Source organism: Stieleria varia, from assembly GCF_038443385.1.
Classification (GTDB): domain Bacteria; phylum Planctomycetota; class Planctomycetia; order Pirellulales; family Pirellulaceae; genus Stieleria; species Stieleria varia.
Genome location: NZ_CP151726.1, coordinates 1,730,326 through 1,753,204, shown reverse-complemented (window position 1 = coordinate 1,753,204; position 22,879 = coordinate 1,730,326). Strand labels below are relative to the sequence as shown.

Genomic DNA, 22,879 nt, shown 5'->3' with positions numbered 1-22,879 from the left:
GTTTCAGGATGCCCTTCCAGGGATCAAATTCACAGGGACCCAAACCACGCGGTCACTGCGGCCGATTCGTGTCCCGCCCCCACAATCGACGAGACATGCTACGCAACACGGCGTGCGGGTTCGGCTCTCTGGCACTTGCCTCGATCTTGGCCAGTAACGGACATGCCAGCGAGGAACCGACATCCTCAACGTCTCCGATGGCCCCCAAGCCGACCCATTTCCCCGCCACGGCAAAAAGCGTCATCTTTCTGTACATGGACGGTGGCCCCAGCCAAGTCGACACGTTCGACTACAAACCGATGCTGGAAAAATTCGACGGCAAGAGCCCCGGTGAGGTGATCGGCAAACTGGCTCCGACGCAATTTGACAACGTGGGCAAGATCTTACGTAGCCCGTGGGAGTTCAAACGGCACGGCGAAAGCGGTGCGTGGGTCAGCGGTCTCTTTCCGCATCTCGCCACGGTGGTGGACGATTTGTCGTTTGTGAAATCGATGACGTCCAATTTCTCTGAACACACCTTTGCCAACTACTTTTTGCACACGGGCAACGGTTTGCAAGGCCGACCGAGCATGGGCGCATGGATGGGATACGGGCTGGGCACCGAAAACGAAAATCTGCCAGGCTTCGTCGTCCTCAACGGCGGCTTGATTCCGCCGGGCGGACTGGACTGTTTCGGATCGGGCTTTTTGCCGTCGGCCTATCAAGGATCAGTGTTTCTGCCGCAAACACAACCGATCGCGAACGTGGCACCGAGCGAACCCAGTTCGGCGCATCAGCGCAGCAAACTGGATTTGATCCGCGAAATGGATGAACGCACTTTGATTCAATCACAACAGGATCCCGAACTCGAAGCAGCAATCGAGAATTTTGAAACCGCCTATCGCATGCAAACATCCGTTCCCGAGTTGACGGACTTGTCCGATGAAACCGCCGAGACACAACGTCTCTACGGGATGGAATCTGATTTCAAAAACACGCAAATCTTTGGCAGACAATGCTTGCTCGCTCGACGTCTTGTGCAACGCGGCGTCCGCTTCATTGAATTGACTTGTCCAGATGGCAACGGTGATCGTTGGGATCAACACAGCAACTTGCTCGACGGACACAACAAGAATTGCTTGACCGTCGATCAACCGATCGCCGCATTGATCAACGACCTGAAACGTACCGGACTATTGGATTCGACTTTGGTGGTGTGGGGCGGTGAGTTCGGTCGAACGCCGTTCGCGCAAGGAACCAACGGTCGCGATCACAATCCGTTCGGTTTCACCATGTGGATGGCCGGCGGAGGAATCAAACCCGGTGTCAGTGTCGGCGAGACGGATGACTGGGGATATCGGGCCGTCGAAAATCGTTTCGAAATCCACGACTTGCACGCAACAATGTTGCACCTGATGGGACTGGATCACACGCGCAGCACGTTTCGATTCAGCGGACGAGACATGCGACTGACCGATGTGCACGGAAAACTCATCCAGGAGGTGATCGCATGAACCGCCCAACCAACAAGACGATCAACAAGACATTGCATTACTGTTTCGCCATCCCGTTTGTGTTCGCCACTCTGGCATCGGTCGCGTTTGCTCAACAAGACGAAACCGTCGACGCAGATCAATTGAGTTTCTTTGAAACCAAGATTCGTCCGATTCTGGTGGAGCACTGCTACGAATGCCACAGCGCCGACGCCGAGGATGTCGAAGCCGGTTTGCTGCTCGATTCCAAACCCGGTTGGATGACCGGTGGCGACTCGGGACCGGCGATCATCCCCGGTGACGTCGACGGCAGCCTGATCGTGGATGCCGTTCGCTACACCGAAAACGTCGTCTCGGCGATGCCGCCAAGCTCCAAAATGAGCGCCGACAAAATCGCTGCGATCGAGCAATGGGTCCAGATGGGAGCACCCGATCCGCGAACGGAGGCCAAGCAGCACGCGGCGACGGATGCGTTTGACTTGCGCGAACGCTTCGAAACCCACTGGAGCTGGCGTGCGCCGGTTCGCCAGGAATTGCCAAGCGTCAGGGATTCGCAATGGCCGACCCAGCCGTTGGACCACTTCATCCTCTCCGCGTTGGAGTCTGCCAAATTGCGACCGGCCACCGACGCCGATCGGCGGACCTGGATTCGACGCGTCACCTTTGACTTGACCGGATTGCCACCGACCCTCGCAGAAATCGATGCGTTTGTGGCTGACGAATCACCTCAAGCGTACGCGCGCGTCGTGGACCGATTACTTGACTCAAAACAGTTCGGCGAAAAGTGGGCTCGACACTGGATGGATCTGGTGCGTTATGCGGAAACCTACGGTCACGAGTTCGATTACCCCATCGACCACGCGACCGAGTATCGCGATTACTTGATCCGTGCGATCAATGCCGATGTCCCCTACGACCAGTTTGTCTTGGAACACATTGCGGGCGATTTGATCGAGAACCCGCGACGTCATCCCACAGATGATTTCAACGAATCGATCATTGGTACTGGATTCTGGTACTTGCACGAAGCGACGCATGCGCCGACGAATGTGTTGCAGAACGAAGCCGATATCATGGCGAACCAAATCGACGTGTTCGGCAAAGCGTTTCTGGGGCTGACGATCGCGTGCGCCCAATGCCACGACCACAAGTTCGACGCGATTTCGACCGCGGACTACTACGCCTTGACCGGTTACTTGCACAGCAGTTGTCGCCAGTTGTACCCGTTGGATCCGCACCGTGAGATCAAGAACAGCGCCAATGCGATCCGCCAACAGTTGCAACAAGCGGGCAATGCGGTCACACAATCCGCTGCGAGTTCAAATCTCTCCTACGACTTGCCCGCCTACCTCGAGGCTTGCAAAACCCTGCTTTCTGGCGAATCAAAACCAGACTCCGCAGCCATCGACACACTCGCCAAACAACAAAAACTCTCTGCCGAACATCTGACGCGTTGGGTCGACCTGCTGACGAAACAACACGACGCCGACAAGAAGAGTCCGTCCGCCGCTCTCGCGATCGCCTCTCACCTGGCGGACAGCAATCAAATCGCGCCGCTGCAGAAAACCCAAGCCGCGATCAGCAAGCAGTGGCAGGAGTTCAAAGACACCAGCACACTGTTTGCAGATTTCGACTCTGGCGCGCTGCCCAGCGGCTGGACCACCTCTGGCATCGCTTTTCAGGCGGTAGACCAATCGTTGTCGTTTCCGACCAACAAGGACGCCGCGTCGTTTCCCATGGCCGGTACGGTGGACAGCGGAGTGTTGGGCGGTCGTGCGCGCGGGATCCTGCGCTCCCCGACCTTTACGATCACAACTCCCAACATCCACATCCGCATGCGATCGGGCCCCGGCCAGACCGTGCGTCTGGTCATCGACAACTATCAAATGGCGCACTTCAGCGCACTGCTTTTCAATGGCACGATCATGAAGGGCAAAGAGGCCGATACGGACGGTCAGTGGGCATGGCGGTCCATCAGTGGAGACTTGAAAAAGTACCTCGGGCACAATGCCTACCTTGAGTTCATCGACGAATCGGATCGATCGATTGCTGTGGATCAAATCTGGTTTTCCGAACGTGGTTCGCCGCGTGCCTCGCCCGAGCCGCTGGTTGACACTCTGCTCCAACAGGACGCCGACGTGTCGCAACGATGGACGCAGGCGATCGCGGCTCTCGCCTCCGGCAATCGGGACGACTTCGTTGAGTGGATGCTGCAACAAGGCGTCGTGACTTGGTCGGACTTGGTACCTCAGGCAACCGAACCATTGGCTGCCGCCGCAAAGCTGGCCAAGCAGATGCCGCATCCCCGCTACGTGGTCGCCATGGCGCAGGGCAGCTTTGAAAAGCCTCACATCTATATTCGTGGCAGCCATACGAATTTGGGCGACGAATTGACACCGCGTTTCTTGACCGCGTTGGGCGGGGAAAATGAATCGCGACTCGAAATGGCCCAACGCGTGGTCGATCCGGCCAACCCGCTGACCTCACGCGTGTTTGTCAATCGGCTGTGGCATCATCTGTTCGGCCGTGGTTTGGTCGAGACGGTCGATGACTTTGGACCACAAGGCCGACCGCCGTCGCATCCCAAGCTGCTCGATCAGTTGGCGTTGGACTTCGTGGACAGCGGCTGGTCAATGAAACAAGCGATTCGCACGATGGTGCTTTCGCGGACGTATCGTCAAGCCAGTGTGGCTCATCCGGAACTGGATTCGGCAATCGTCTCCGTTGCCGATCCGACCAACCGTCTGCTGCACCGCATGAGCGTGCGACGCCTGCCTGCGGAATCGATTCGTGATGCGATCCTGGCGATTTCAGGACGGTTGGACAGCCGGATGTTCGGCCCCAGCGTTGCGACTCACCGCACGGCGTACATGACCGGCCGCGGTGCGCGAGGCAGCGGTCCGCTTGATGGAGACGGTCGCCGAAGCATCTATCTGTCGATCTACCGAAACTTCCTTAATCCATTCTTGACCACGTTCGACATGCCCAACCCGTTCGGCCCCAAAGGGCGACGCAGTGAGTCGAACGTCCCCGCGCAAGCACTCGCATTGATGAACGATCCGTTTGTGGTCGAGCAAGCCAAACTGTGGTCCAACCGAGCGATACAGCAGCAGTCTGACGAGCGTCAACGCATCATCGAGATGGTCGGCGCCGCGCACGGCGAAATTCCTACCGACGGCGACATCCAGCGGTATCTTGATTTCATCGAAGCACAAACAGGGGCCTATCAAGGCGACCGCTCCAAAGCCTGGGCAGACTTTGCCCACGCGTTGTGGAACATGAAAGCGTTCTACTTCTTGCGTTGATCGTCCCATGCGTCTCGGGCGAGCCGCCGGACTTCTTGACCCGTCGTTTGATTGGCCGTCGCGACCGCTCGTGCATCGTCGTCCTCGACCGTGAACCGTTCGCCAAGTCCAGGTACCACGACGACCTTACCACGCACCGGCCCCATCGTCGTTTCGACATTGACGCTAGTACGAACCAGTTTGTGGCGGTCGGCCAAGTGTCGCCGAATGCCGATCGCGGAGGAGTGCTGAAACAGAATCTGCTCCATCAGCGCGATGCGGGTGGTCGGCGTGATCACCGAAACGATCACTCCGCAACGACCTTTCTTCATCATGCATGGAATCTGAATCACATCCAACGCACCGGCGGCCATCAAGCGTTCGGCACAATCCGCCAGTTGCTCCGGCGTGGAGTCGTCGAGATTGGTTTCCAAGACCGCGATACGATCGGACTGGATCGGCCCCATCGTGGTCGCGTCCGATTCGATTTCACCCAACAGCACCCGCAACACGTTGGCTTGTCCGTCCAAATCCATCGTGCCCGCTCCGTATCCGACGGCTTCGATCTTCATCGCCGGCAATCCACCGAACGAGGTCGCAAGTGATTTCAGGATCGCCGCCCCGGTCGGCGTCGTCAGCTCGCCCGTGATCTCGCAAGGAGCAAGCGGAATGCCGGTCAGGATTTCCGCCGTCGCGGGTGCCGGGATCGCGACGCGGCCGTGGGCGATCGTGATCGAGCCGTTGCCTGTGGGGACCGGTGCGGCATGAATCGTCTGGACCCCCAAATGGTCCAGGGCGACGGCGGTGCCCACGATGTCCGCGATGGAATCGATCGCACCGACCTCGTGAAAGTGGACTTTTTCCATGGTCGAGCCATGCACCTTGGCTTCGGCAACCGCCACTTCGTGAAAAATCCGCTTCGCCAAATCCTTCGCCGCCTCGGAGACTTCGTCCGCCCGATCGATCATGTCCGTGATGTGGTGCAGGTGCCGGTGGGCATGCTCGGGGGGGTGGGTGATTTTGACGTGCAAGGCCCGAAATCCGCACTTTTTCACCTGTTCCGCGGTGATCGACAGCTCGGGCAACCGCATCGAACGCACGGCGGACTCGATCCGCTCCACGGGAACCCCCAAATCGATGAGGGCTCCCAAGGTCATATCGCCGCTGATGCCGCTGAAACAGTCAAAATACGCAATCCGTACCATGTGGGGTGTATTCCTGAGTTTGACGTTGATGCCTAAGGGTGTGTCGTTATACTCTGGGACCGAAATCCCATGGGGAGCGATCCTGACCGGCGTCCGTGATGGACATCCGCGACAGAGATGTGCGAAACACACAGGCTCCCCTGACTGAATCATATCGTTGGCCGAGACGTTTTCCCTCGGCCGCTCACTGTACCGTACCCACCGAATCTGATCGATCCGATGAAAGTTGTCAGCAGCATTGGTGCCCTGAAATATCGCCACCCTGATTGCCAGGTGGTGAAACGTCGCGGCCGCGTTTACGTGATTTGCAAAAGCAATCCGAAATTCAAAGTCCGTCAGGGCGGCGCCAAGGTCAAAAAGACCCGTCGCTAGAACCCCGATCGAGTGAACTCCGGTCGATTGCTGGCCACCGTCAGTGAAACGAATCATCCATCCAACGCCAGCCCAACCGGCTGGCGTTATTCTTTGCGCACGTACAACCCTGCAACAGAATCCCACTCACTTGCAGACCGTCGTCTTCAATGTAGGTCGGTCACTCTTGACCGACGTCCGTCACCCATGACCGACAATACGACTCCAGTCCCTTCACATCGTCACTGCAAAACAAACTTCGCATCGATTGCGGGCCAATTGACGGACCTCCATTTTCTTGGGACGCCATTTCTCAATCTCACGCGTCCACGCCGGAATCTGCTTCGCTGCGTCGTAGTCGCCCAATTTCATCGTGATCAGCAGCCCACCAAACGTGCTGTACTGATGCGTCACGATGTTCGCTACCGTCGTCAACGTCTTGGCGGGTTTGACATTCGAATCCACCAGCAACCACTTGGCACCCGTGTAGGTCTTTCGCGGTAGATCACCCGCGCGGGCTCGCAGGTGAGTGAACTGAGGGTGTTCTGCGATCCGTGGATCCATTTCGGCCGGATCGATACCGATCACTCGCATCCCGAGTTCCAGCAACCGGCCGCATGCACCGCCGGGTGAACTGCCGATCTCAACGGCGATGTCTCCACGTTGCAAGTCAAATCCAGACCACGTGATCGCTTCGGCGGCCTTGTAGTACGCGCGCGAGACGGGTTCCTCGGCGGGATCCATCGGCTGAACGCCACCGGGCCAACGGGTCGGCCATGTCTTGGCGGTGTGCCAACCTATGAACCAATCCGACGGATCGACCAACACGATGTCCAGCACACGCTGATCGGCTTGCGCGATCTGATTCGCGCTGCCGCAACGCAAATGCGTTTTACCGAGTGCCTTTTGGATTTCGTCGGCCACCGCCCGGGAAACTTCATCAATACCGGGCTCGAATCCGAAACGACCGATCGGCGCACGGTCACGCGGCCACACGTGCAATTGATCAAACGGTTGTTTGGCAGCGGTGGCGCTGGCAAGCAACTCTGCCAGGCCGGCGATCTGCTGCCCGCCATCGCTGTTGCGCAGATGTCCCAATGAATACGAAGCAGTGCGGACAAAGATACCGTGTGGCAATGCCGTTTGCTCGTCGTGTTTGGCCGTGACGAAACCGGGGCGTGAAAAGGCCAGTCGCCAGCCGTCCTCGGCCATCGCCTGCTTCACTGCCTGCTCTGCGCCAAAGGCGCAAGTCATCATCGCAAAGGTGGGTTCGCTCAACGGTTCGTCCTGCTCTGGTTTTGTTTTTCTTCGCTGTCACTCTGAGGTGTTTCGTCCGACATCGCGGGCGTATTCTCGCGATACCATTGCAGACGCTCGGCAATTCCGGGAATCAGTTTCTCAGCGTTTTCGTAATAAAGTTTTTTCAACACGTCCGGTGGCAAGTTCACACCGTGGATTTGCCACATGCCCTGGGGCGGCGGAACCTTTTCGCTGTACGGAAACGATTCGTCATGCGTTTCAAAGAATCGCCAATACAAACGCACGCGTGTTTCCGGCCACGGTCCATCGGTGCCGAAGAGTAAGCGATCTGCGTAGCGGATCAAAAATTCGCGTGCGGTGAAGGGCTGGCGCCCCAGTTCCCCGATTCGTGATGCCGGTTCAATCCACAAGTTCGGATAGGTGTCCAACCACTTGGCCACCGTCGCCAAGTCTTCCGGATTGTTGGCGATATGAGCGCCGATGAATTGTGTTTTGGGATGGCGAGCGATCACACGATTACGAGCCTCCAACAACTCCTGGCGGCTGGGGAACTGGTCTCCGTGAAAACTCCAATCGGGATGGCGACTGAGTTCTTCCCAGCGTTCGTTCGTTTCATCAATCGGATCAAAAAAAGCAGCGGGATCGGCGGTGTGAATGATCACCGGGATTCCCAACTCACCGCACTTGGCCCAAATCGGATCCCAACGAGGATCATCGATCTCGATCAATGTGCCGTCCGGATTTCGGTATCCGAGTCCAAATTGCTTAAAGACCTTCAGGCCGCAAACACCTCGCCCCACCGCTTCGGCAAGTTCCTCCGCCGTCCGCTCGGCAAACCCTGGACGGTGACATGCCCATGCCGCTGGATCATCCGTGGGTGCTTCACCACGCCAATCGACGTTGGCAAACACGGCAAAGCGGTTTTTGTATTTGGGCCACAGCCATTCCAAATGAGCGCTCAACTGGCCGCCAAGTTTCCCATCCAATGAGACACAAACCGCGATCCGATTGCGATCCATCAGGCCGACGAAATCGTCCAGAGCTTGATCGTTACCCCGCAAGCGATAGTGAAAGTGCGTGTGCACATCGATCACTGGAAAAGCCGCTGCGTTTCGCGGATGCTCCGCCACGACGAGCTTGCTCTGAGGCCTAAAATTGCGGAGCAGAAGCTCTCGACCATCGCGTCCATCCAACGGCATCTCCAACTCGGTCGCTTCGTCATCGTCCGGCGTGATTTCTTGCGCAAACACGGACTCCGAAACAGAACCACCGAGAAAAATCAAAAAAAGAAAGATGCCGATGAACCGATGCATGAAATTTGAGGGGGGGTTGGGGATGGAAAGCGTGCCAATCGTGTCCGACCCAGACAGAGTTTGCAGCAAGTGCGCATGACGAGATGGCAATCGGATTCTACTTTCAATCGGCCCCAAAGTGTCGAGGCCGTCGGATGTTTTGCCCCGCCACATGATGCACACGACTTTATCCCGGATTATCCATATGACGAAATGATTTTTTTGCAACGCGTTTGCACGAAACGGCCTGCACGGATTGGCACGCAACAGACTGCGCCTGTCAGCCGCCACGCGATAGCGTCCGGTTCTTACGCCTCCAGTCAGCAAGCTTTCTGTCAAAAATCCCCTCAAATTTCATTGAGGGTTGGGGAAGGAGAACGGGCGGTTGTTCGTTACAATTGATAGACAAGCCGCTATCCTGGAATCAGGGTGACGAGACAATGCCCATTCGAGCTTTTTGCAGGTGTGCATCGCTTGCGATCCATCCACTCGCTGCCGATCCACTTGATTGCCCACTCCGGTGGACTCAACATTGAACATACGACGGAGCAGAAAAGTCTGTGAGTAACGAGGATCTGACTCAACAACAGTCGCCCGTCGCGCAATCGGCCAGTCAAAAACTGTCCATGCAAGCCACGACGCCTCCGGCAGAAGTGCCCGGGTACCGCCTGGAACGCTTTCTCGGGTCAGGTGCCTTTGGCCAGGTTTGGACGGGTCGAGATCTGAATACCGGACGTCCGATCGCGGTGAAATTTTTCCTGCACCGAGGCGGCGTCAACTGGTCATTGCTGAGCCACGAGGTCAAGAGTCTCGTCCAGCTCTCCGCCGACCGACACGTGGTCCAAGTCCTGGAGGTCGGCTGGGAATCCGACCCGCCATACTACGTGATGGAATTGGTCACGGGCGGTTCTCTGGAGGAGATGCTGTCCCACCGAGAACAGTTACCGATCGCGGAAGCCGTCGAATTGTTTCACAAGATTTGCGTCGGATTGAACCACTGTCACAGCAAGGGCGTCCTGCACTGTGACTTGAAACCCGCCAACGTGTTGCTGGACGACGACAACGAACCCCGCTTGGCCGACTTCGGTCAAAGTCGGATGACGCACGATCAGACGCCCGCCTTGGGCACGCTGTTCTACATGGCACCCGAACAAGCCGACCTGGAGTCCACACCCGATTCGAGCTGGGACGTCTATGCCGCGGGCGCCATTCTGTATCGGATGCTGACCGGCAAACCACCTTATCGTGACGAAAAAGTAGTCGATCAGCTCGACACCGCCGGTTCACTGCCCAAACGCTTGGCCCGATACCGACAAGCGATTCAAGAAAGCAGTCCGCCGAGCGAACAACTCAAGCAAACAGGTGTCGATCGCACATTGACGCGAATCATCTCGCGTTGCCTAGCCTTTGAACCGACGAATCGTTACGCCAACGTTCAAGAGATCTTGCAGGATCTCGATGAGCGAGAACGCGCCAGGTCCCGACGACCATTGATGGTGCTCGGTCTGATCGGACCGCTGATCCTGTTGGCCGCGGCAAGCTGGTTTGCCAGTCGGACGGTTGCATACGCAGGCGACAAAACACGTCAAGCATTGCGTGACGAAGCGTACGGCAGCAATCTCTTGACCGCACGCTTCGCGGCTCGAACGTTGGAAGGAGAGCTGGAGCGTTACTTCCGAATGTGCAAAACGGAATCCAGTCGCGGCGATTTCATCCAAACGCTACGTCATTTGCTCGACGACCCGCAAGCCACCCAGATGCGTGAGAAACTCGTTGCAGCAGGAACGCCCGAGAAAGCGTACGAGCTCACCGACGTCCGCGAAACGCTGCTCGATGTGCCGGCTCGTCAAGCGATGGAAGACTTCTTGCAACAACGCTTGCAGCGATACGTCGATATCCCCGCAGGCGTGCGTCGCCCCGAGTTGGACTCGATGTTCGTGACCGACAAGAATGGAACGATTCTCAGCATCGCGTACGCCAATCCGGTCACCCGTGAGAAAAGCAGTGCGGGGCGCAACTTTGCCTACCGGACTTACTTTCACGCATTGCCCAACGATCTGCCCAAGGACACGCCGATCGAGTCGGTGGAACCGCTGAAATACACACACCTTTCCTCCGCGTTCTCCAGCGATGCAACGGGGATTTGGAAAGTGGCCGTTAGCCTGCCCATCTACATCGGCGAGAACGGCGAATTGATCAAAGCAGATGACGAAGAGGTTGACGAAGATGCTGAGCCCGATGCCGTGTTCGTCGTCACGACCAACTTGGGTAAGTTTGATTTGCTGCAGGGAGGCGAGGGCGCCAACCTGATCGCTGCATTGGTGGAGGCTCGTCAGGGGCCCTTGCGTGGAACCATATTGCAACATCCCTATCTCGAAGAACGCTTGGCGACCGGGATCGAGCACAAGGGGCAAGTCTATCGAGTGCAACATAAGACGATGGACAAACTCGTTGCCGGTGGCGACATCGACTACGTGGACCCCGTTTCCAGCGGCGATGATTCAGAGAACTATGCGGGCAACTGGCTCGTCGCGATGGAGCCCGTGGCCTTGCCCGCTGCGGACGACTTGGGAACCGAACGACGGCCGGGAGATTCCAAAGCCAGCCTGATGGTTCTGGTTCAATACCGATTGGCGAAAGTCTTCGCGCCGGTGGGCGCGATGCAATCGGAACTCTTGTGGGAAGGAGCCACCGCGGTGCTGTCGGTGCTGTTGATCATCTTGTTCCTGTGGTACTTCGTTCGCAGAACAGGCAAGCAACGTGCAGTTCCACAGCAGACCGCCGCGACCACTCGCTCCACCGGCCTGACGGAAACCCTACAAACAAAAGTTTGACCCGCCACCGATCGCTCTAGTGATCTGGGACAGCTAAAAGTTAGGGTTTAACGTAGTGGATCTTGCCAAAGATCCCACCGCTACAGGATCTTTAACAAGATCCACTACCCTAATAATAAGTTGTCCCAGACCACTAAAACATTCACGAGCGATCAGAATTCTTCGTCGATGACTTCGCTCGACGCACGCGTTCCCAGCGCACCCCATAGACCGTACGGGCTCATCGAACCCACCGGTGTCGCGCTGATGTACTCGCTCGTCAACGCTCTGAAATAGATCGTCGGAGCATGCGAATTGCCTGCTTCGATCGAGTCCGTGATGAATTTAATCGCCCCGTCACTCATCAACACATGAACACCGCCGCTGTGTTGACTACTGGGCGGTGCATATCCGTAGGTATCACTGCTGCCGACCAGACAGACTTCGGCGTTGGGAGGCAAGATCGTGTTCATCTGAGACTGCAAGGTGTGAAAATCCGCCCAGCGATGACCTCGTTGCCCGAAAGTAACGTTGGCCGCATCGGTCCAAAACCGCGGGCGTTGTGGGTCGATGTACCCGAGTTCCTCGCACCGCTTGGGATTGTCCGCGACTTGCTGGAAACCACCCTTCGCATTCGTAAAGCTGACGCTGCGTTTGTCACGATCACCCAAGCTAGAGATGATTTCGCCAGCCATGATCGTATTGGACAGGCCGTCGAGGAAGTCTCGGAATTTCATCGACTTGCGCGGAACATAGGCGCCTCGCATCCCTCCCCGAACGCGTTCCATCTGACGGGAGTCCGTTTCGTATCGCCAGCGACCACTCACAAAGATCGTTGCGCCTTCCTCAGCGTCGTAAAACGCATCGCCGGTGCAGCAGGCGTAGTTGGTCCGTCCGAGTCCGGGAAGCCCAAACCCGGGGTCACTCGGACAACGATAGGTCGGGATATCGGCCGCCCACGGAGGGTAGGAACCGACCGTCGGACGCGGTCCGAACGCCGGCCAACGATCTCCATCGGTTTCCACCAGTGGGTTGCTGATCGTTTCCCACAGGGCTTGTTGTTCGATGAAGGGCAGCAAGCCGACAAGATACGAAAGCTCCAACCGCGTGAACCCCGTGCCGTCGTTGAGAATCGCGGCGGTGGTGGAGTTCATGTTTTCGTTGGTCGGTCCCACACCATGAACGGGCAGTTGTTTGTAATTGATGTGGTAGTTTTGCAGTCCCAATCCGATCTGTTTGAAGTTGTTGCTGCAGCTCATTCGCCTCGCGGCCTCGCGAGCCGCCTGCACGGCTGGCAACAACAGTCCCACCAGAATCCCGATGATCGCGATCACGACCAGCAGTTCAACAAGCGTAAATCCCGCCTGCCGCAGCCGTCCTACTCGTCGCGAAGTCCGTTGGTCTATCGTCCAGAAAACTTTCATCACAGTCTTAACCACCAGATAGTGTGACGCATCAGAATCTCAACCGTCGTACCACAACGGACGTGTCGCTTCAGTCACCGTCTTGTTTCTCGGATGAGTCATCTTCCTCGGCTTGAAGTCGCTCAGCGACGTCGTCGAAACTGTACTCAGACGTTTCCTCGACCTGACGCGGACTGCTGTCTGAACAACCCGTCAGACCAGGGATCGCCAGCACGAAAATTGCGATCCAAATCGGCGAAAAGTAGCGTGCCATTGGCCAACCTCGGAAAAATGAGAATCAAGGCCATCATTCTAGCAAGTCCCCCATGCCGCAGGCTGCCGCCGATCGCGGGCAAACTCGCACGACACCTTTCCGCGATAGCCGAGCACCTGTTGCCGGCTCATCGAAGCTCCCACTTCGCAGTATTTAGTTGCTCCTATTCGCCCGCTCCGTTCCATTGATCACCCTTACATCAACTTGCTGTCCCATCAGCCACCCTTGTTCACTTTGATGACTTCGGCAGTCAAAACGGTGTTACCCCGAGCTCCCAGAACGAACACCATTTTTAGCGACGCTAGAAATTGAACCAGTAGTGAACAAACAAGGTGTCCGTTTCAGCATGATAGGCAACTTGAAACCGATTGCCTTTGTGCCCGCCCAAGACCTGCGGACACGCATAATAAGAGATGTGTTTTAGGTCAGTCGGTTTCCACCAATCCGGAGTGGCGATTCCAGAGTTGTGGCTATAACCACGGTAAATGTGAGTGTCAGGTTTCGAAATCGCGGTCAGGTGCCATCGTGATTCGATCTCGGCGAACGAATCGTCGTCGCAGGGCATTTTCCAAACGTACTCTGGGTCGAACCCTTGGCAAAGGCAGTGGATTCGGATGTCGTCAGCCGAGATCATTGATGTCTCTTCGGCGAGCGTCTTCAGGGGACGCGGCCAATCGTCAACGGATGTCACTGGACCAGTTTCACCGACCAAAAAGTCGTCGAAGATCCTGTCCATTGCGCTATCCCATGCAACGTAGAGTGCGAAAAGCACAGCGACGATCCCGGTAACCCGGAAGAGCGTCTTCAGGCGATAGGTGGGTCTAAGTCGAGTGTCGTTCATGTTAACCCTGCGTCACCCAACGGAGCTAGCGTAATGGGATTATGGCAATGGTATCATGTGCAGCCCGCGCCACCAAACATGCCTGCAGTGCCGAAATGCCTAGCACGTAATCAATGTTGCGAGTCTTCGAAGTAGGCACGCTCCGAACTGCGAGCAGTCTCCTCTGGAACAGCAGTTTCTTCTGGAGCAACTTCGCGGAGTTGGAAACGAGATGCAAAAGCACCCCAAAGGTAGGCGTTTACAGGAACATAAAACGGAGCAAAGATCGGCGGCTTGCTAACTCCTCCCGTAATCATTTCGACAAACCATCCGAATGGAAATGTGAATGCAACGACCACCCAACCCATTGCATCGGAAACGGAGAGTTTCCACTGAGGTTCGGTATCAACGCGGACGACGCCATCCGGAAACATGGTCATGTGGGCGATCGCACAAGCGGCGATAACCAGCATGTTGAAAACCGCAACCGTTCCCGCGATGTTGGTCTTCCAAATCCATTTTGGCAGGCGCATTGAGACAGTCCGCACAAGGGGTAACAGGTGACACATCGATCGTTAATCGGGTGTCAGAGGATTTGATGAATTTATTCTAACCGGTTCCTGCGGCTTAAGGAAAAATTCTTCCAGAGCGATCATCGTCTATCGGTCATTGGCAATTCTGGGTCGGTCCCATCAGTCGTCTACGTCCCCTTGGTCCTATTCGCAATGACCGTGCCCGCTTTGTCAGCAGACGGTCTCTCTACGTGAAATCCCCATAAAACCCTGCGTAACGCCAGAGCAGCAACAAAAATCTTATTTTCTCTGTTAGACCGTTTCCTCGTTCGGGTATGCCACAATGACGGTTTCGAAAGAACGTCATCACCAAACGCAAAACTCCCGTCAGGACTCTACAGATGCCTCAATCGCTAGAAAACAAAGTCGTCTTGGTCACCGGTGCCAATCGTGGAATCGGACGCGTCATCGCGGAAACAGCTTTACAGCGTGGAGCCGCCAAGGTGTATGCGGCGGTCCGAACCCTGTCGTCCGCCCAACCCCTGGTTGATCAGTACGGTGACCGAGTGGTTCCCATTCGAGCTGACTTGAATGACCCACAGTCGATCGTTGACGCGGCCGCATCGGCGACCGATGTCGACATCGTGATCAACAATGCCGGTATCATCCGTCCGTCGGAACTCCTGTCAGAGGGAGCCATTGAGACGCTCAATGATGAGATCAACGTCAATGTGTCCGGTTTGATCCGCATCGCGCAAGCCTTTGCACCCAACCTGAAACAACAAGGCGGCGGTGTGCTGGTGCAGCTCAACTCTGTCGCATCGGTCCGATCGTTCGCCGACTTCGCGACGTACGCAGCGTCCAAAGCCGCCAGCTATTCGATCACCCAAGCACTGAGGGAGAAATTGGCAGATCAAGGCACTCAGGTGATCAGTGTTCATCCAGGCCCAATCGACACGGACATGGCCGGCGAAGCCGGGCTGACGGAGATCGCAGAGCCGCCGTCCTTGGTTGCCGACGGGATCTTTGATGCCATCCAATCGGGAGCATTTCACGTATTTCCCGACTCGATGGCTCGGCAAGTTTGGGAAGCCTACCAAGGCTTTGCCGCAGCCGTGATCGAACCACAGGATTCCGCAACCGCTTGATCACCGCTGAAACGAATCTATGTTGGAGTACAGGCTTCAGCCGCTCCAGTCTGATTCATTTCAGAATTCAGCCGCATCAACGTGAGACACCTACTGATCGCATCGTTAGAACTGCATTTGATACTTTTGCGTCATTCCTCGACGCAGATCTGCGGTCATTTGGTCAATCTGGTTCAGGATTTCCTGATAATTCGCGTAAGCGTTTCCACGTGCGTAGGCTGATGTCACGTTTTGATTGGCGGCAACGGAATTGGCGTCGTAGCCGTAACCGTAGTAACCGTTGTACCCGCGATTCAACCCTTGGGTCGCTTTGGCCTTGCCGGCCTCAACATTGCCTTGACGAACGGTCAAGGCGTTGCCTCGCAACAACTCGGCGACATTGGATCCGTACTGAATCATGTCGGGATCGACATTCAGCGTTGGCAGTTCATCGATCTGACGAGCGCGTTGGTCGTTCCATTTCGCCAGAGCGCCGGTGGTTTGCGATTTATGCTTGCGAGTCTGTTCGACGATCGTGTTGACTTGGTCGAAGTAGTATTTGGAGCGATATCCGGTCTGTTGTTCCTTGGTTCGGTTCGCGCTGTCGCTGTCCTTGAAAGACAAACCGGCTCTTGCAGCCTTGCCTTGCAGGCTAAAGATTCCCAGGACACCACTGAGGGTTTCTTCTGTGATCGGCCCCTTCATGGCCAATGAGGTTTCGTTCGCATCGACGCTCCACGTCAATACCTCCGGCGCCGCAGTGCCATTTCGGCTGATCATTTCCGCGAACAGTTCGTTGGCAATCGGTTTCAGGCTGGCCGGTGATTGAGCAAACTCAGCTTTGACGATGCACTCGTTCAGGCCATTGCGGCCGACGATGATACTGACGCCCTTGATGGACGCCAGAATTCGCCCCACCGTCTCGGGCGACTGAGCTTTCAGCGACTGGAAATCCTTGAGTTTCTCGCCCAACGGAATGGGTGAGAACGCGTTTTCCAGCTCAAAGGCCAGCATCAAAGACAAATAGCCCTCCGGCTGCTTGGTTTGAGCACGCAGGAACTCGGAGAACGTGGGATTGCCGCTGGAGAGCAACCAACTGGACAACAGCGATCGATCCGCGGGACGAAGAACGCCCAAGCGGTTTTCTTTGCCTGGGACAAAATAAGTCTGACTTGGCGCCCAAACGATTTTGTTGCCCGCGATGTCGTCGACGTAACCGTCCACCTTGCCTGCCAGAGTCTCCGCGTCAACAGGTTGTTTCAGGGTCGCGTATCCGGCTTCCCATTTCGGCCTCAGGTTCATGATGTCCAGATCGGAAATGAACCAATAGTCGTTCACGTTCTGAACCATATCGGCACCCAACGCGCTGCCTCCCATCACTTTGTTCAGTGATTCCGCGTTGACGTAGCCGACGACGTTGGGTGGCGATGGAGAGCGATCCAGCAACAGCCCCAGCTTTTCATCTTCGGCATTGGCGACAATGCCCGAAACCAGCAACGAACAAATGGCGAGGCCAGCAGTGACTCTTGAAATCATGATCCAGAACTCTAGGTGGTAAACGAACAACGTGTGTTTGCCCGCGACGAACCGGAGTGTCGCGGACGATGGAGCGGATTGGTCAGAAAGAATTGTAATGAACGGACGGGTGCCCTGAAACGTTCTCTGCAAAATACAGCGGATTTAACCCTCCAGACGCTCCTGGCCCGAATTATTCATGCGGATGATTGATTTTAGCGCAAATCGCAAACAGATTCTTGACAATGAGTTGTGACATCGTTGGGAAATGCAGATTGTTTTTCATAATCCGGGCTGGGACTGTCTCCCATCGATTTCTCTCGAAAACGGCGACCAGCTACATGACGTAATTCAGCCAGCTATTGGTACGGATCAAAAACATGATGGGGATGCCCGCAACCTGAACATCCTCGGTGTAGATCGCGGCTTGTCCTCGCGCACCGCCTGGCAGCCTCAACTCGTCCGCACGATCCAGTTTGATGCGAACCGCAAAGAGTGTCGGTTTGCCACTGAGGATCGAAGTGGGCAACTGGCCACTGGCAGTCAATTGCCCTGTCCCAGAAACGTCGATCGTATTGAGCACTCTACCGGTCAGAATTTCGCCGGGGTAACCATCCATCGCTACTTCGGCGTAGTGGCCCGGTTTGATTCTGAGAAAGCTCTTCTCTGCAAACGTTGCCACAATCACGCCGTGATCGTCATCGTCGTGGTCACGGATGAAGGTCATCACCGCCCCGGTACCACCTCCGACCATCATGCCCTCACGAAGCTGCAGGTTGGTGACGTAGCCGTCCGCTGGAGCCAAAACATCCGTTTGACTTTGGTCGTACCGAGCATCCTGCAGCGTCGTCTCCGCTTGAGCAATATTGGTGATGGCGACATCCACCGACAACTTGGACTGTTTTAGACTCTCCTCGGCTTGCGAAACCGCTGCGCTGGCCTGTTCGAACTTGGCGATCGCGCGTTCCAGCTCATCCTGGCTGGCACCGCCCGATGCCCGCAGTTTTTGTTTTCGATCTCGGTCATTCTCTGCATAGTCCAAATCCGCTTGCGAACGCTTCAGCACCGCTTCGGCCAGAGTCACCGACGACTTTGCCAAATCCACGTTTTGATTGGCTTGCGTCAACGCCGTTTCGGCTCGCTTGACCGCGTTGTCGTAGGGAATTGGATCGACACGAAACAGCGGATCACCCTTTTTGATCGGCGTGTTGGGTTTCACCGACACCTCCACCACACGCCCCGGTCGGGAAAGTTGCGGGATGATGGGATCGATCCGCTCAAGCACGATCGCAGCATGAGTGTAGGGGTGAAAGTACTGGGCACAGAACAACAGCGCCACGATCATGGCCGGCCCCAATGAGGCCAAGACAATTGCCAACGGCAGCGACAGTCGCATCAGTTTCAGCTTCGCGAAAACGAGCCAAATGACACCGCAATAAATGCCCGCGAGAATCCAACTCATGATCGATCCTCCCGGGTCAGCGATGTCGCAAGTCGATCCAAACGCTGCTGTAAGGAATCGATTCTTGACTCCAACGCCGCCGGAGTTGAATCACGGAGCGATGCATCGGGTGAATCTGTTGGCGGAGCATTCAAGGTGCGATACAGATAAAAAACGAACACGCAACTTAACAAAGCCGGAATCATTTGGACGTTCCTTGGACGGCGGTTTCTATCTTGTTCAGAGAGGATTCCAAAGCAGCCAGCTTGTCGGCCAGTCTGTTCGACAGTGCCGCCTGATCCAGTTCGTCAGCACTGTCTGTTGATGTACTGCCTGCTGCTTTAATGACTGTTGGATCCCAGTGGGCGCCCACCATTGCCAGTACCCACACGATTCCCGTCGGCAATCCAAGCCACCCGGCGACGTTAATCGCGGAGGCTTGGGGATGATTTCGTTTGCGAGCGATCATACCGGGCAATGCCGCGAGGCCTACGACCACGCCGATGATGATCAACAGAAACACCAGCAGGAAAATCAGCACCACGATCCGCAGCGTCGGTCCCATCGACTCGAATTGAAACTCCACTTGAAACTCCTTGGATACAACGTTGTGGCTTACATCGCTACCGTTTCTTCAAATCGGGAAAGATCTTACTCCAGTCCTGTTTCATGTCGACGAGCACCCAACCTTTGGCTCGGGCGTCGTCCAAACCCCGCTCAAGTTTGCCGATGGATGATTCCCGATCGTAGGCCGATTCGCGATCCGCGTCGGTGTGATGGATCAACATGCCAAAGCGTGGACCGTCGCCTGCCGTTGTCCACTGCAGCATCTCGTAGTCGCCGTCTGAGTTACCAAATGCCATCGTGGGCCGCTGGCCGATGTGCTGCTGAATCCCTACCGGCTTGCCTTCTTTGTCATCAATGAAATTCAGCTCGGGCAACCGAATGACGACCGGACTGCCGTCGCGAACCTCAAACCGGCACTTCACGCTGCTGCCGACGACTTGCTCGGGTGGAATCCCGTAGACACGCTGCGTCCAAGGACGCATGAAATCAACCCCGCCTCCGGAAACGATGAATGTCTTGAATCCGTTGGATCTCAAATAGTCGAGCAGTTCCAACATCGGCTGGTAAACCATCTCGGTATAGAGTCGCCCGGTCTTGGGATGCCGCGCCGTTGTGATCCACTGAGTCACAATCGCCTCAAACTCATCCGTGGTCATCCCTGCATGAGTGGCCATCACCAACTCCAGCAGCGCCCGATGTCCGCCTGCGGCAACCGCTGCCATGTCTCCTTGCAGCACAGCAGAATACGGCTGGGTGGTTTGCCACTCGGGGTGTTGGGGCGCCAGTGCCTTGACGCGATCCATCACAAATGCGGCTTGTCCATACATGGGTTGCTCGGACCAGAGAGTGCCGTCGTTGTCAAACGTTGCGACTCGCTGGTCAGCCGGAACAAAGTCGTCCGAATTCTCGTCGGTGACTGTCTCGACAAAGTCGATAATGGCCTGCTTGGCTGGACCGTCATTCCACGATGGCAACGGCTCAGCCGCCTGCACAGTAATCGCACAAAACGCGAGAAAACAGCATGGGATCATATGGTGACTGAAGTAATACATCGGCTCTTTTGTCATGGGATTCGGTGGTCGAAAGATGAAGCCTGGTCTTGTGCCGTGGCTACTTGAGTTCAATCGTCATTTCGCGAATTTTACCGTCGAACTCAAACGGACGTCGATCTTCGTATGTCAAAGAAACAGGCGACCCCAAGTCGACGCCGACGTCAAAGGATTCTGTGGCAGTGAAGGCAGCGGGCACAGTGCGAGCCAAGGAAACCGAACCGATCGATTCACCGTCGACCGACACGGTGACCTCACCGGGCGTCCCCGGTCCTTGAATCACCGTTTGAATGTCGATCGTATGCTTGCCCGCGGACAATGCGTCTTTCGATCGCATGGTGTAGTTCTCGATAATCATCATGTTGTACTCATAGACCAAATGGCCTGCGTCCATGTAAACGGTCAAGCCCCCGCCACTGCCACCCACGGCGTAAAGAACTCCGCTGGACCGATCACCCAGTTCGACGCTCAGGCGAACATCCGAACTTTGACGTCCAACACCGGGCGCAGCGAACTCGGGCATGCGACGCGTTGACTGATTGAACTTCCAGCTCATGTAGGACGTTTTCACACGGTCCTCGGGATTCAAACGCAACCAATTCCCCGCTCCGATCGGAAAGTCTTTGTTCTCAGCAGCCAGTTTCAAAAACATCTCTTTGAGCTCCGCAAGTTTTTGCGGATTTTGTTGGGCCAAGTCGTTGGCTTGAGAGAAATCGTCGGTCAAGTTGTACAGTTCCCACTGATCGCTCGCCGAATCCCACTGGCGAATTCGCTGAACCGAGGCTGGCGTGTTCCACGGAATGAATGGGCCGAATGCGCACGCCATCCATCCGTCGTGATAGATAGCGCGACTGCCGTTGTTGTCAAAAAACTGCGTTGACTTTCTGTCCTCTGCTTCACCGTCGTCAAACGTGTACGCCAGACTCACCCCATCGATCGGGATCTGCTTGATTCCGTTGACGACCTCTGGGGGATTGATTTGTAGAAGTTCGTATATCGTCGGGGCGATATCGATCACGTGGTGAAACTGCGATCGAATTTTCGTGTCCGGCTCGATCTTTTTGGGCCAGGAAATGGCCATCGGGTTTCGCGTGCCACCGAAGTATGCACCGAGTAGTTTGGTCCCTTTGAAGGGCGTGCCGCCAGCCCACGCCCAACCCGCATGGTACATGTTGTCGGTTCGCGATGTGCCCAAAGCATCGATTCCACCGATCCGCTCCAAGGCAGCCAGCTGTTGGTCGATGGTGTTGGGGATATTGTTCTGTGCCAGCAGTTCGCTGATCGAACCATGCTGACCCTCGCTGCTGGAGCCGTTGTCACCAAAGATATAGATGATCAGCGTGTTTTCACGGATACCGAGCCGTTCTAAGCCGTCGACCACGCGTCCGACTTGCACGTCGGTATGTTCGAGATACCCTGCGTAGAGTTCCATCAAGCGACACTGAAAGGCTCGTTGGTTTTCTGGGATGTCATCCCAGCCCTCTAGAGTTTCGTCACGCTCTGTCAGTTTGGTTCCTGACGGAATGACCCCCATTTTCAGTTGACGCTGATGAACCCGCTTGCGGTATTCATCCCAGCCGTCGTCAAATTGCCCTTTGTACTTGTCCGCCCATTGCGGAAAGACGTGATGCGGTCCGTGTACACCGCCAGGAGCCCAGTACATAAAGAATGGCTTGTCGGGCGCAAACGCTTGATGATTCTCCATCCACGCAACCGCTCGGTCGGCCATGTCGACGGTGAAGTGGTATTCGGGGTCATGCACTGGTGGTTCGATGGCATCGTAATTCAGGGTCAGCCGCGGCTCCCATTGAGACGTCTCACCGCCCAGGAATCCATAAAAGTGTTCAAAGCCGTAGCCATTGGGCCATCGATCTTTGGGGCCCAACGCAGTCGTTTCAGTCGCCGGGGTGTTGTGCCACTTGCCGAATGCTGAAGTGTGATAGCCGTATTGCTTCAGCACCTCGGCGATCGTTGCAGCCGACTTGGGAATGATTCCCGTAAAGCCGTCAAACGCTACGGCCCGCTCCGCAATCGTCCCGCTGCCGATCCGCGTGTGATTTCTGCCGGTCAGCAGTGAAGCCCGAGTCGGAGAGCAAATCGCGCAAGTGTGAAACGCGTTGTACCGCAGACCTTCGCTGGCGATCTTTTCAAAGGTCGGCGTCTTGACCTCACCGCCGAACGTTTCGGACACGCCAAACCCAACGTCGTCGAGCATCACGATCAAAATGTTCGGCGCATCCTTTGGTAGACGCTCGGGATTCTCAGGCCATTTCATCGTCGAGTCTTGCAGACGCGGTTTGGCCACACTGTCCATCGGCGTTGGCGGGAATGGCAAGGTGAGACCATCGGTCCGCGACTCCACTGTTTGGGCATCAGCCTGTGCACTCGCATCACGTGACAGAATGGACCCAAACAGACACAGCAATACCACAAGAAAGTAAATCATGCCTTGATTCCTTGGAAAGCTCTTCGACAAGAGACACGCCGCTGTGTC

At 56.1% G+C, this 22,879-nt stretch carries 18 protein-coding genes; 5 read left to right on the top strand and 13 right to left on the bottom strand.

Translation table 11 applies throughout. The annotated features are described in order from the left end of the window. Positions 1 to 95 precede the first annotated feature (95 nt). Positions 96 to 1,493 carry a DUF1501 domain-containing protein gene (locus Pla52nx_RS06190; RefSeq protein ID WP_146519769.1) on the top strand — a complete coding sequence of 466 codons (1,398 nt, stop codon included), beginning with the start codon at positions 96 to 98 and terminating at the stop codon, positions 1,491 to 1,493. Continuing rightward, positions 1,490 to 4,777 carry a PSD1 and planctomycete cytochrome C domain-containing protein gene (locus Pla52nx_RS06185; RefSeq protein ID WP_146519770.1) on the top strand — a complete coding sequence of 1,096 codons (3,288 nt, stop codon included), beginning with the start codon at positions 1,490 to 1,492 and terminating at the stop codon, positions 4,775 to 4,777. The genes Pla52nx_RS06190 and Pla52nx_RS06185 overlap by 4 nt, the downstream gene beginning before the upstream one ends. Here the strand turns inward: Pla52nx_RS06185 and larC are convergent. Beyond that, positions 4,762 to 5,961, bottom strand: coding sequence for a nickel pincer cofactor biosynthesis protein LarC (gene larC / locus Pla52nx_RS06180; RefSeq protein ID WP_146519771.1), 1,200 nt, complete (start codon positions 5,959 to 5,961; stop codon positions 4,762 to 4,764). The genes Pla52nx_RS06185 and larC overlap by 16 nt on opposite strands. A 219-nt stretch (positions 5,962 to 6,180) precedes the next feature. On the opposite strand from larC, the gene ykgO reads away from it, so the two are divergent. Next, complete coding sequence (ykgO, locus tag Pla52nx_RS06175) at positions 6,181 to 6,333, top strand: type B 50S ribosomal protein L36 (RefSeq protein WP_094417406.1); 153 nt, start codon at positions 6,181 to 6,183, stop codon at positions 6,331 to 6,333. Positions 6,334 to 6,546: 213 nt separating this feature from the next. Here the strand turns inward: ykgO and Pla52nx_RS06170 are convergent, their stop codons facing one another. Both Pla52nx_RS06170 and Pla52nx_RS06165 read right to left on the bottom strand, forming a co-directional pair. Beyond that, positions 6,547 to 7,569, bottom strand: coding sequence for an SAM-dependent methyltransferase (locus Pla52nx_RS06170; protein WP_146520436.1), 1,023 nt, complete (start codon positions 7,567 to 7,569; stop codon positions 6,547 to 6,549). Between the two features lie 17 nt (positions 7,570 to 7,586). After that, positions 7,587 to 8,771 (bottom strand): amidohydrolase family protein, encoded by a 1,185-nt coding sequence (locus tag Pla52nx_RS06165; protein ID WP_315855003.1) that lies wholly within the window; start codon positions 8,769 to 8,771, stop codon positions 7,587 to 7,589. Positions 8,772 to 9,424: 653 nt separating this feature from the next. Here Pla52nx_RS06165 and Pla52nx_RS06160 point away from each other — a divergent pair. Next, a complete protein-coding gene (locus Pla52nx_RS06160) occupies positions 9,425 to 11,698 on the top strand; it encodes a serine/threonine protein kinase (protein WP_231741930.1) in 2,274 nt (757 codons plus the stop codon). A 152-nt stretch (positions 11,699 to 11,850) separates the two neighbouring features. Here the strand turns inward: Pla52nx_RS06160 and Pla52nx_RS06155 are convergent, their stop codons facing one another. From Pla52nx_RS06155 to Pla52nx_RS06140, 4 genes are all read right to left on the bottom strand, one after another. Continuing rightward, on the bottom strand, positions 11,851 to 13,101 hold the full coding sequence (locus Pla52nx_RS06155; protein ID WP_146519773.1) for a DUF1559 domain-containing protein: 1,251 nt from the start codon (positions 13,099 to 13,101) through the stop codon (positions 11,851 to 11,853). 70 nt (positions 13,102 to 13,171) lie between these two features. Beyond that, on the bottom strand, positions 13,172 to 13,354 hold the full coding sequence (locus tag Pla52nx_RS06150) for a hypothetical protein (protein WP_146519774.1): 183 nt from the start codon (positions 13,352 to 13,354) through the stop codon (positions 13,172 to 13,174). A gap of 301 nt (positions 13,355 to 13,655) precedes the next feature. Further along, complete coding sequence (locus tag Pla52nx_RS06145; RefSeq protein WP_342190347.1) at positions 13,656 to 14,195, bottom strand: hypothetical protein; 540 nt, start codon at positions 14,193 to 14,195, stop codon at positions 13,656 to 13,658. 110 nt (positions 14,196 to 14,305) lie between these two features. After that, the gene (locus tag Pla52nx_RS06140) at positions 14,306 to 14,707 is read right to left on the bottom strand and encodes a hypothetical protein (protein WP_146519776.1); all 402 of its coding nucleotides are present in this window, start codon (positions 14,705 to 14,707) and stop codon (positions 14,306 to 14,308) included. A gap of 380 nt (positions 14,708 to 15,087) precedes the next feature. Here Pla52nx_RS06140 and Pla52nx_RS06135 point away from each other — a divergent pair, with 380 nt between their 5' ends. After that, the gene (locus tag Pla52nx_RS06135) at positions 15,088 to 15,834 is read left to right on the top strand and encodes an SDR family oxidoreductase (protein WP_146519777.1); all 747 of its coding nucleotides are present in this window, start codon (positions 15,088 to 15,090) and stop codon (positions 15,832 to 15,834) included. Between the two features lie 105 nt (positions 15,835 to 15,939). Here Pla52nx_RS06135 and Pla52nx_RS06130 read toward each other — a convergent pair whose 3' ends face one another. The 6 genes from Pla52nx_RS06130 to Pla52nx_RS06105 form a co-directional block, all read right to left on the bottom strand. Further along, positions 15,940 to 17,349, bottom strand: coding sequence for a hypothetical protein (locus tag Pla52nx_RS06130; protein WP_146519778.1), 1,410 nt, complete (start codon positions 17,347 to 17,349; stop codon positions 15,940 to 15,942). 316 nt (positions 17,350 to 17,665) lie between these two features. After that, on the bottom strand, positions 17,666 to 18,790 hold the full coding sequence (locus tag Pla52nx_RS06125) for an HlyD family secretion protein (RefSeq protein ID WP_146519779.1): 1,125 nt from the start codon (positions 18,788 to 18,790) through the stop codon (positions 17,666 to 17,668). After that, a complete protein-coding gene (locus Pla52nx_RS06120; protein ID WP_146519780.1) occupies positions 18,787 to 18,975 on the bottom strand; it encodes a hypothetical protein in 189 nt (62 codons plus the stop codon). The genes Pla52nx_RS06125 and Pla52nx_RS06120 overlap by 4 nt, the downstream gene beginning before the upstream one ends. Beyond that, positions 18,972 to 19,355 (bottom strand): DUF3302 domain-containing protein, encoded by a 384-nt coding sequence (locus Pla52nx_RS06115; RefSeq protein WP_146519781.1) that lies wholly within the window; start codon positions 19,353 to 19,355, stop codon positions 18,972 to 18,974. The genes Pla52nx_RS06120 and Pla52nx_RS06115 overlap by 4 nt, the downstream gene beginning before the upstream one ends. Positions 19,356 to 19,392: 37 nt before the next feature. After that, positions 19,393 to 20,367 carry an HAD family hydrolase gene (locus Pla52nx_RS06110; protein WP_390620379.1) on the bottom strand — a complete coding sequence of 325 codons (975 nt, stop codon included), beginning with the start codon at positions 20,365 to 20,367 and terminating at the stop codon, positions 19,393 to 19,395. A 79-nt stretch (positions 20,368 to 20,446) separates the two neighbouring features. Beyond that, positions 20,447 to 22,831, bottom strand: coding sequence for an arylsulfatase (locus Pla52nx_RS06105; protein WP_197454541.1), 2,385 nt, complete (start codon positions 22,829 to 22,831; stop codon positions 20,447 to 20,449). Positions 22,832 to 22,879 lie beyond the last annotated feature (48 nt).

What these genes read in the sequence shown, in the direction of transcription:
- Pla52nx_RS06190 (WP_146519769.1), top strand. Translation starts at nt 96, where the DNA reads ATGCTACGCAACACGGCGTGCGGGTTCGGCTCTCTGGCACTTGCCTCG.
- Pla52nx_RS06185 (WP_146519770.1), top strand. Translation starts at nt 1,490, where the DNA reads ATGAACCGCCCAACCAACAAGACGATCAACAAGACATTGCATTACTGT.
- larC (WP_146519771.1), bottom strand. Translation starts at nt 5,961, where the DNA reads ATGGTACGGATTGCGTATTTTGACTGTTTCAGCGGCATCAGCGGCGAT.
- ykgO (WP_094417406.1), top strand. Translation starts at nt 6,181, where the DNA reads ATGAAAGTTGTCAGCAGCATTGGTGCCCTGAAATATCGCCACCCTGAT.
- Pla52nx_RS06170 (WP_146520436.1), bottom strand. Translation starts at nt 7,569, where the DNA reads ATGATGACTTGCGCCTTTGGCGCAGAGCAGGCAGTGAAGCAGGCGATG.
- Pla52nx_RS06165 (WP_315855003.1), bottom strand. Translation starts at nt 8,771, where the DNA reads ATGCCGTTGGATGGACGCGATGGTCGAGAGCTTCTGCTCCGCAATTTT.
- Pla52nx_RS06155 (WP_146519773.1), bottom strand. Translation starts at nt 13,101, where the DNA reads ATGAAAGTTTTCTGGACGATAGACCAACGGACTTCGCGACGAGTAGGA.
- Pla52nx_RS06150 (WP_146519774.1), bottom strand. Translation starts at nt 13,354, where the DNA reads ATGGCACGCTACTTTTCGCCGATTTGGATCGCAATTTTCGTGCTGGCG.
- Pla52nx_RS06145 (WP_342190347.1), bottom strand. Translation starts at nt 14,195, where the DNA reads ATGAACGACACTCGACTTAGACCCACCTATCGCCTGAAGACGCTCTTC.
- Pla52nx_RS06140 (WP_146519776.1), bottom strand. Translation starts at nt 14,707, where the DNA reads ATGCGCCTGCCAAAATGGATTTGGAAGACCAACATCGCGGGAACGGTT.
- Pla52nx_RS06135 (WP_146519777.1), top strand. Translation starts at nt 15,088, where the DNA reads ATGCCTCAATCGCTAGAAAACAAAGTCGTCTTGGTCACCGGTGCCAAT.
- Pla52nx_RS06130 (WP_146519778.1), bottom strand. Translation starts at nt 17,349, where the DNA reads ATGATTTCAAGAGTCACTGCTGGCCTCGCCATTTGTTCGTTGCTGGTT.
- Pla52nx_RS06125 (WP_146519779.1), bottom strand. Translation starts at nt 18,790, where the DNA reads ATGAGTTGGATTCTCGCGGGCATTTATTGCGGTGTCATTTGGCTCGTT.
- Pla52nx_RS06120 (WP_146519780.1), bottom strand. Translation starts at nt 18,975, where the DNA reads ATGATTCCGGCTTTGTTAAGTTGCGTGTTCGTTTTTTATCTGTATCGC.
- Pla52nx_RS06110 (WP_390620379.1), bottom strand. Translation starts at nt 20,367, where the DNA reads ATGATCCCATGCTGTTTTCTCGCGTTTTGTGCGATTACTGTGCAGGCG.
- Pla52nx_RS06105 (WP_197454541.1), bottom strand. Translation starts at nt 22,831, where the DNA reads ATGATTTACTTTCTTGTGGTATTGCTGTGTCTGTTTGGGTCCATTCTG.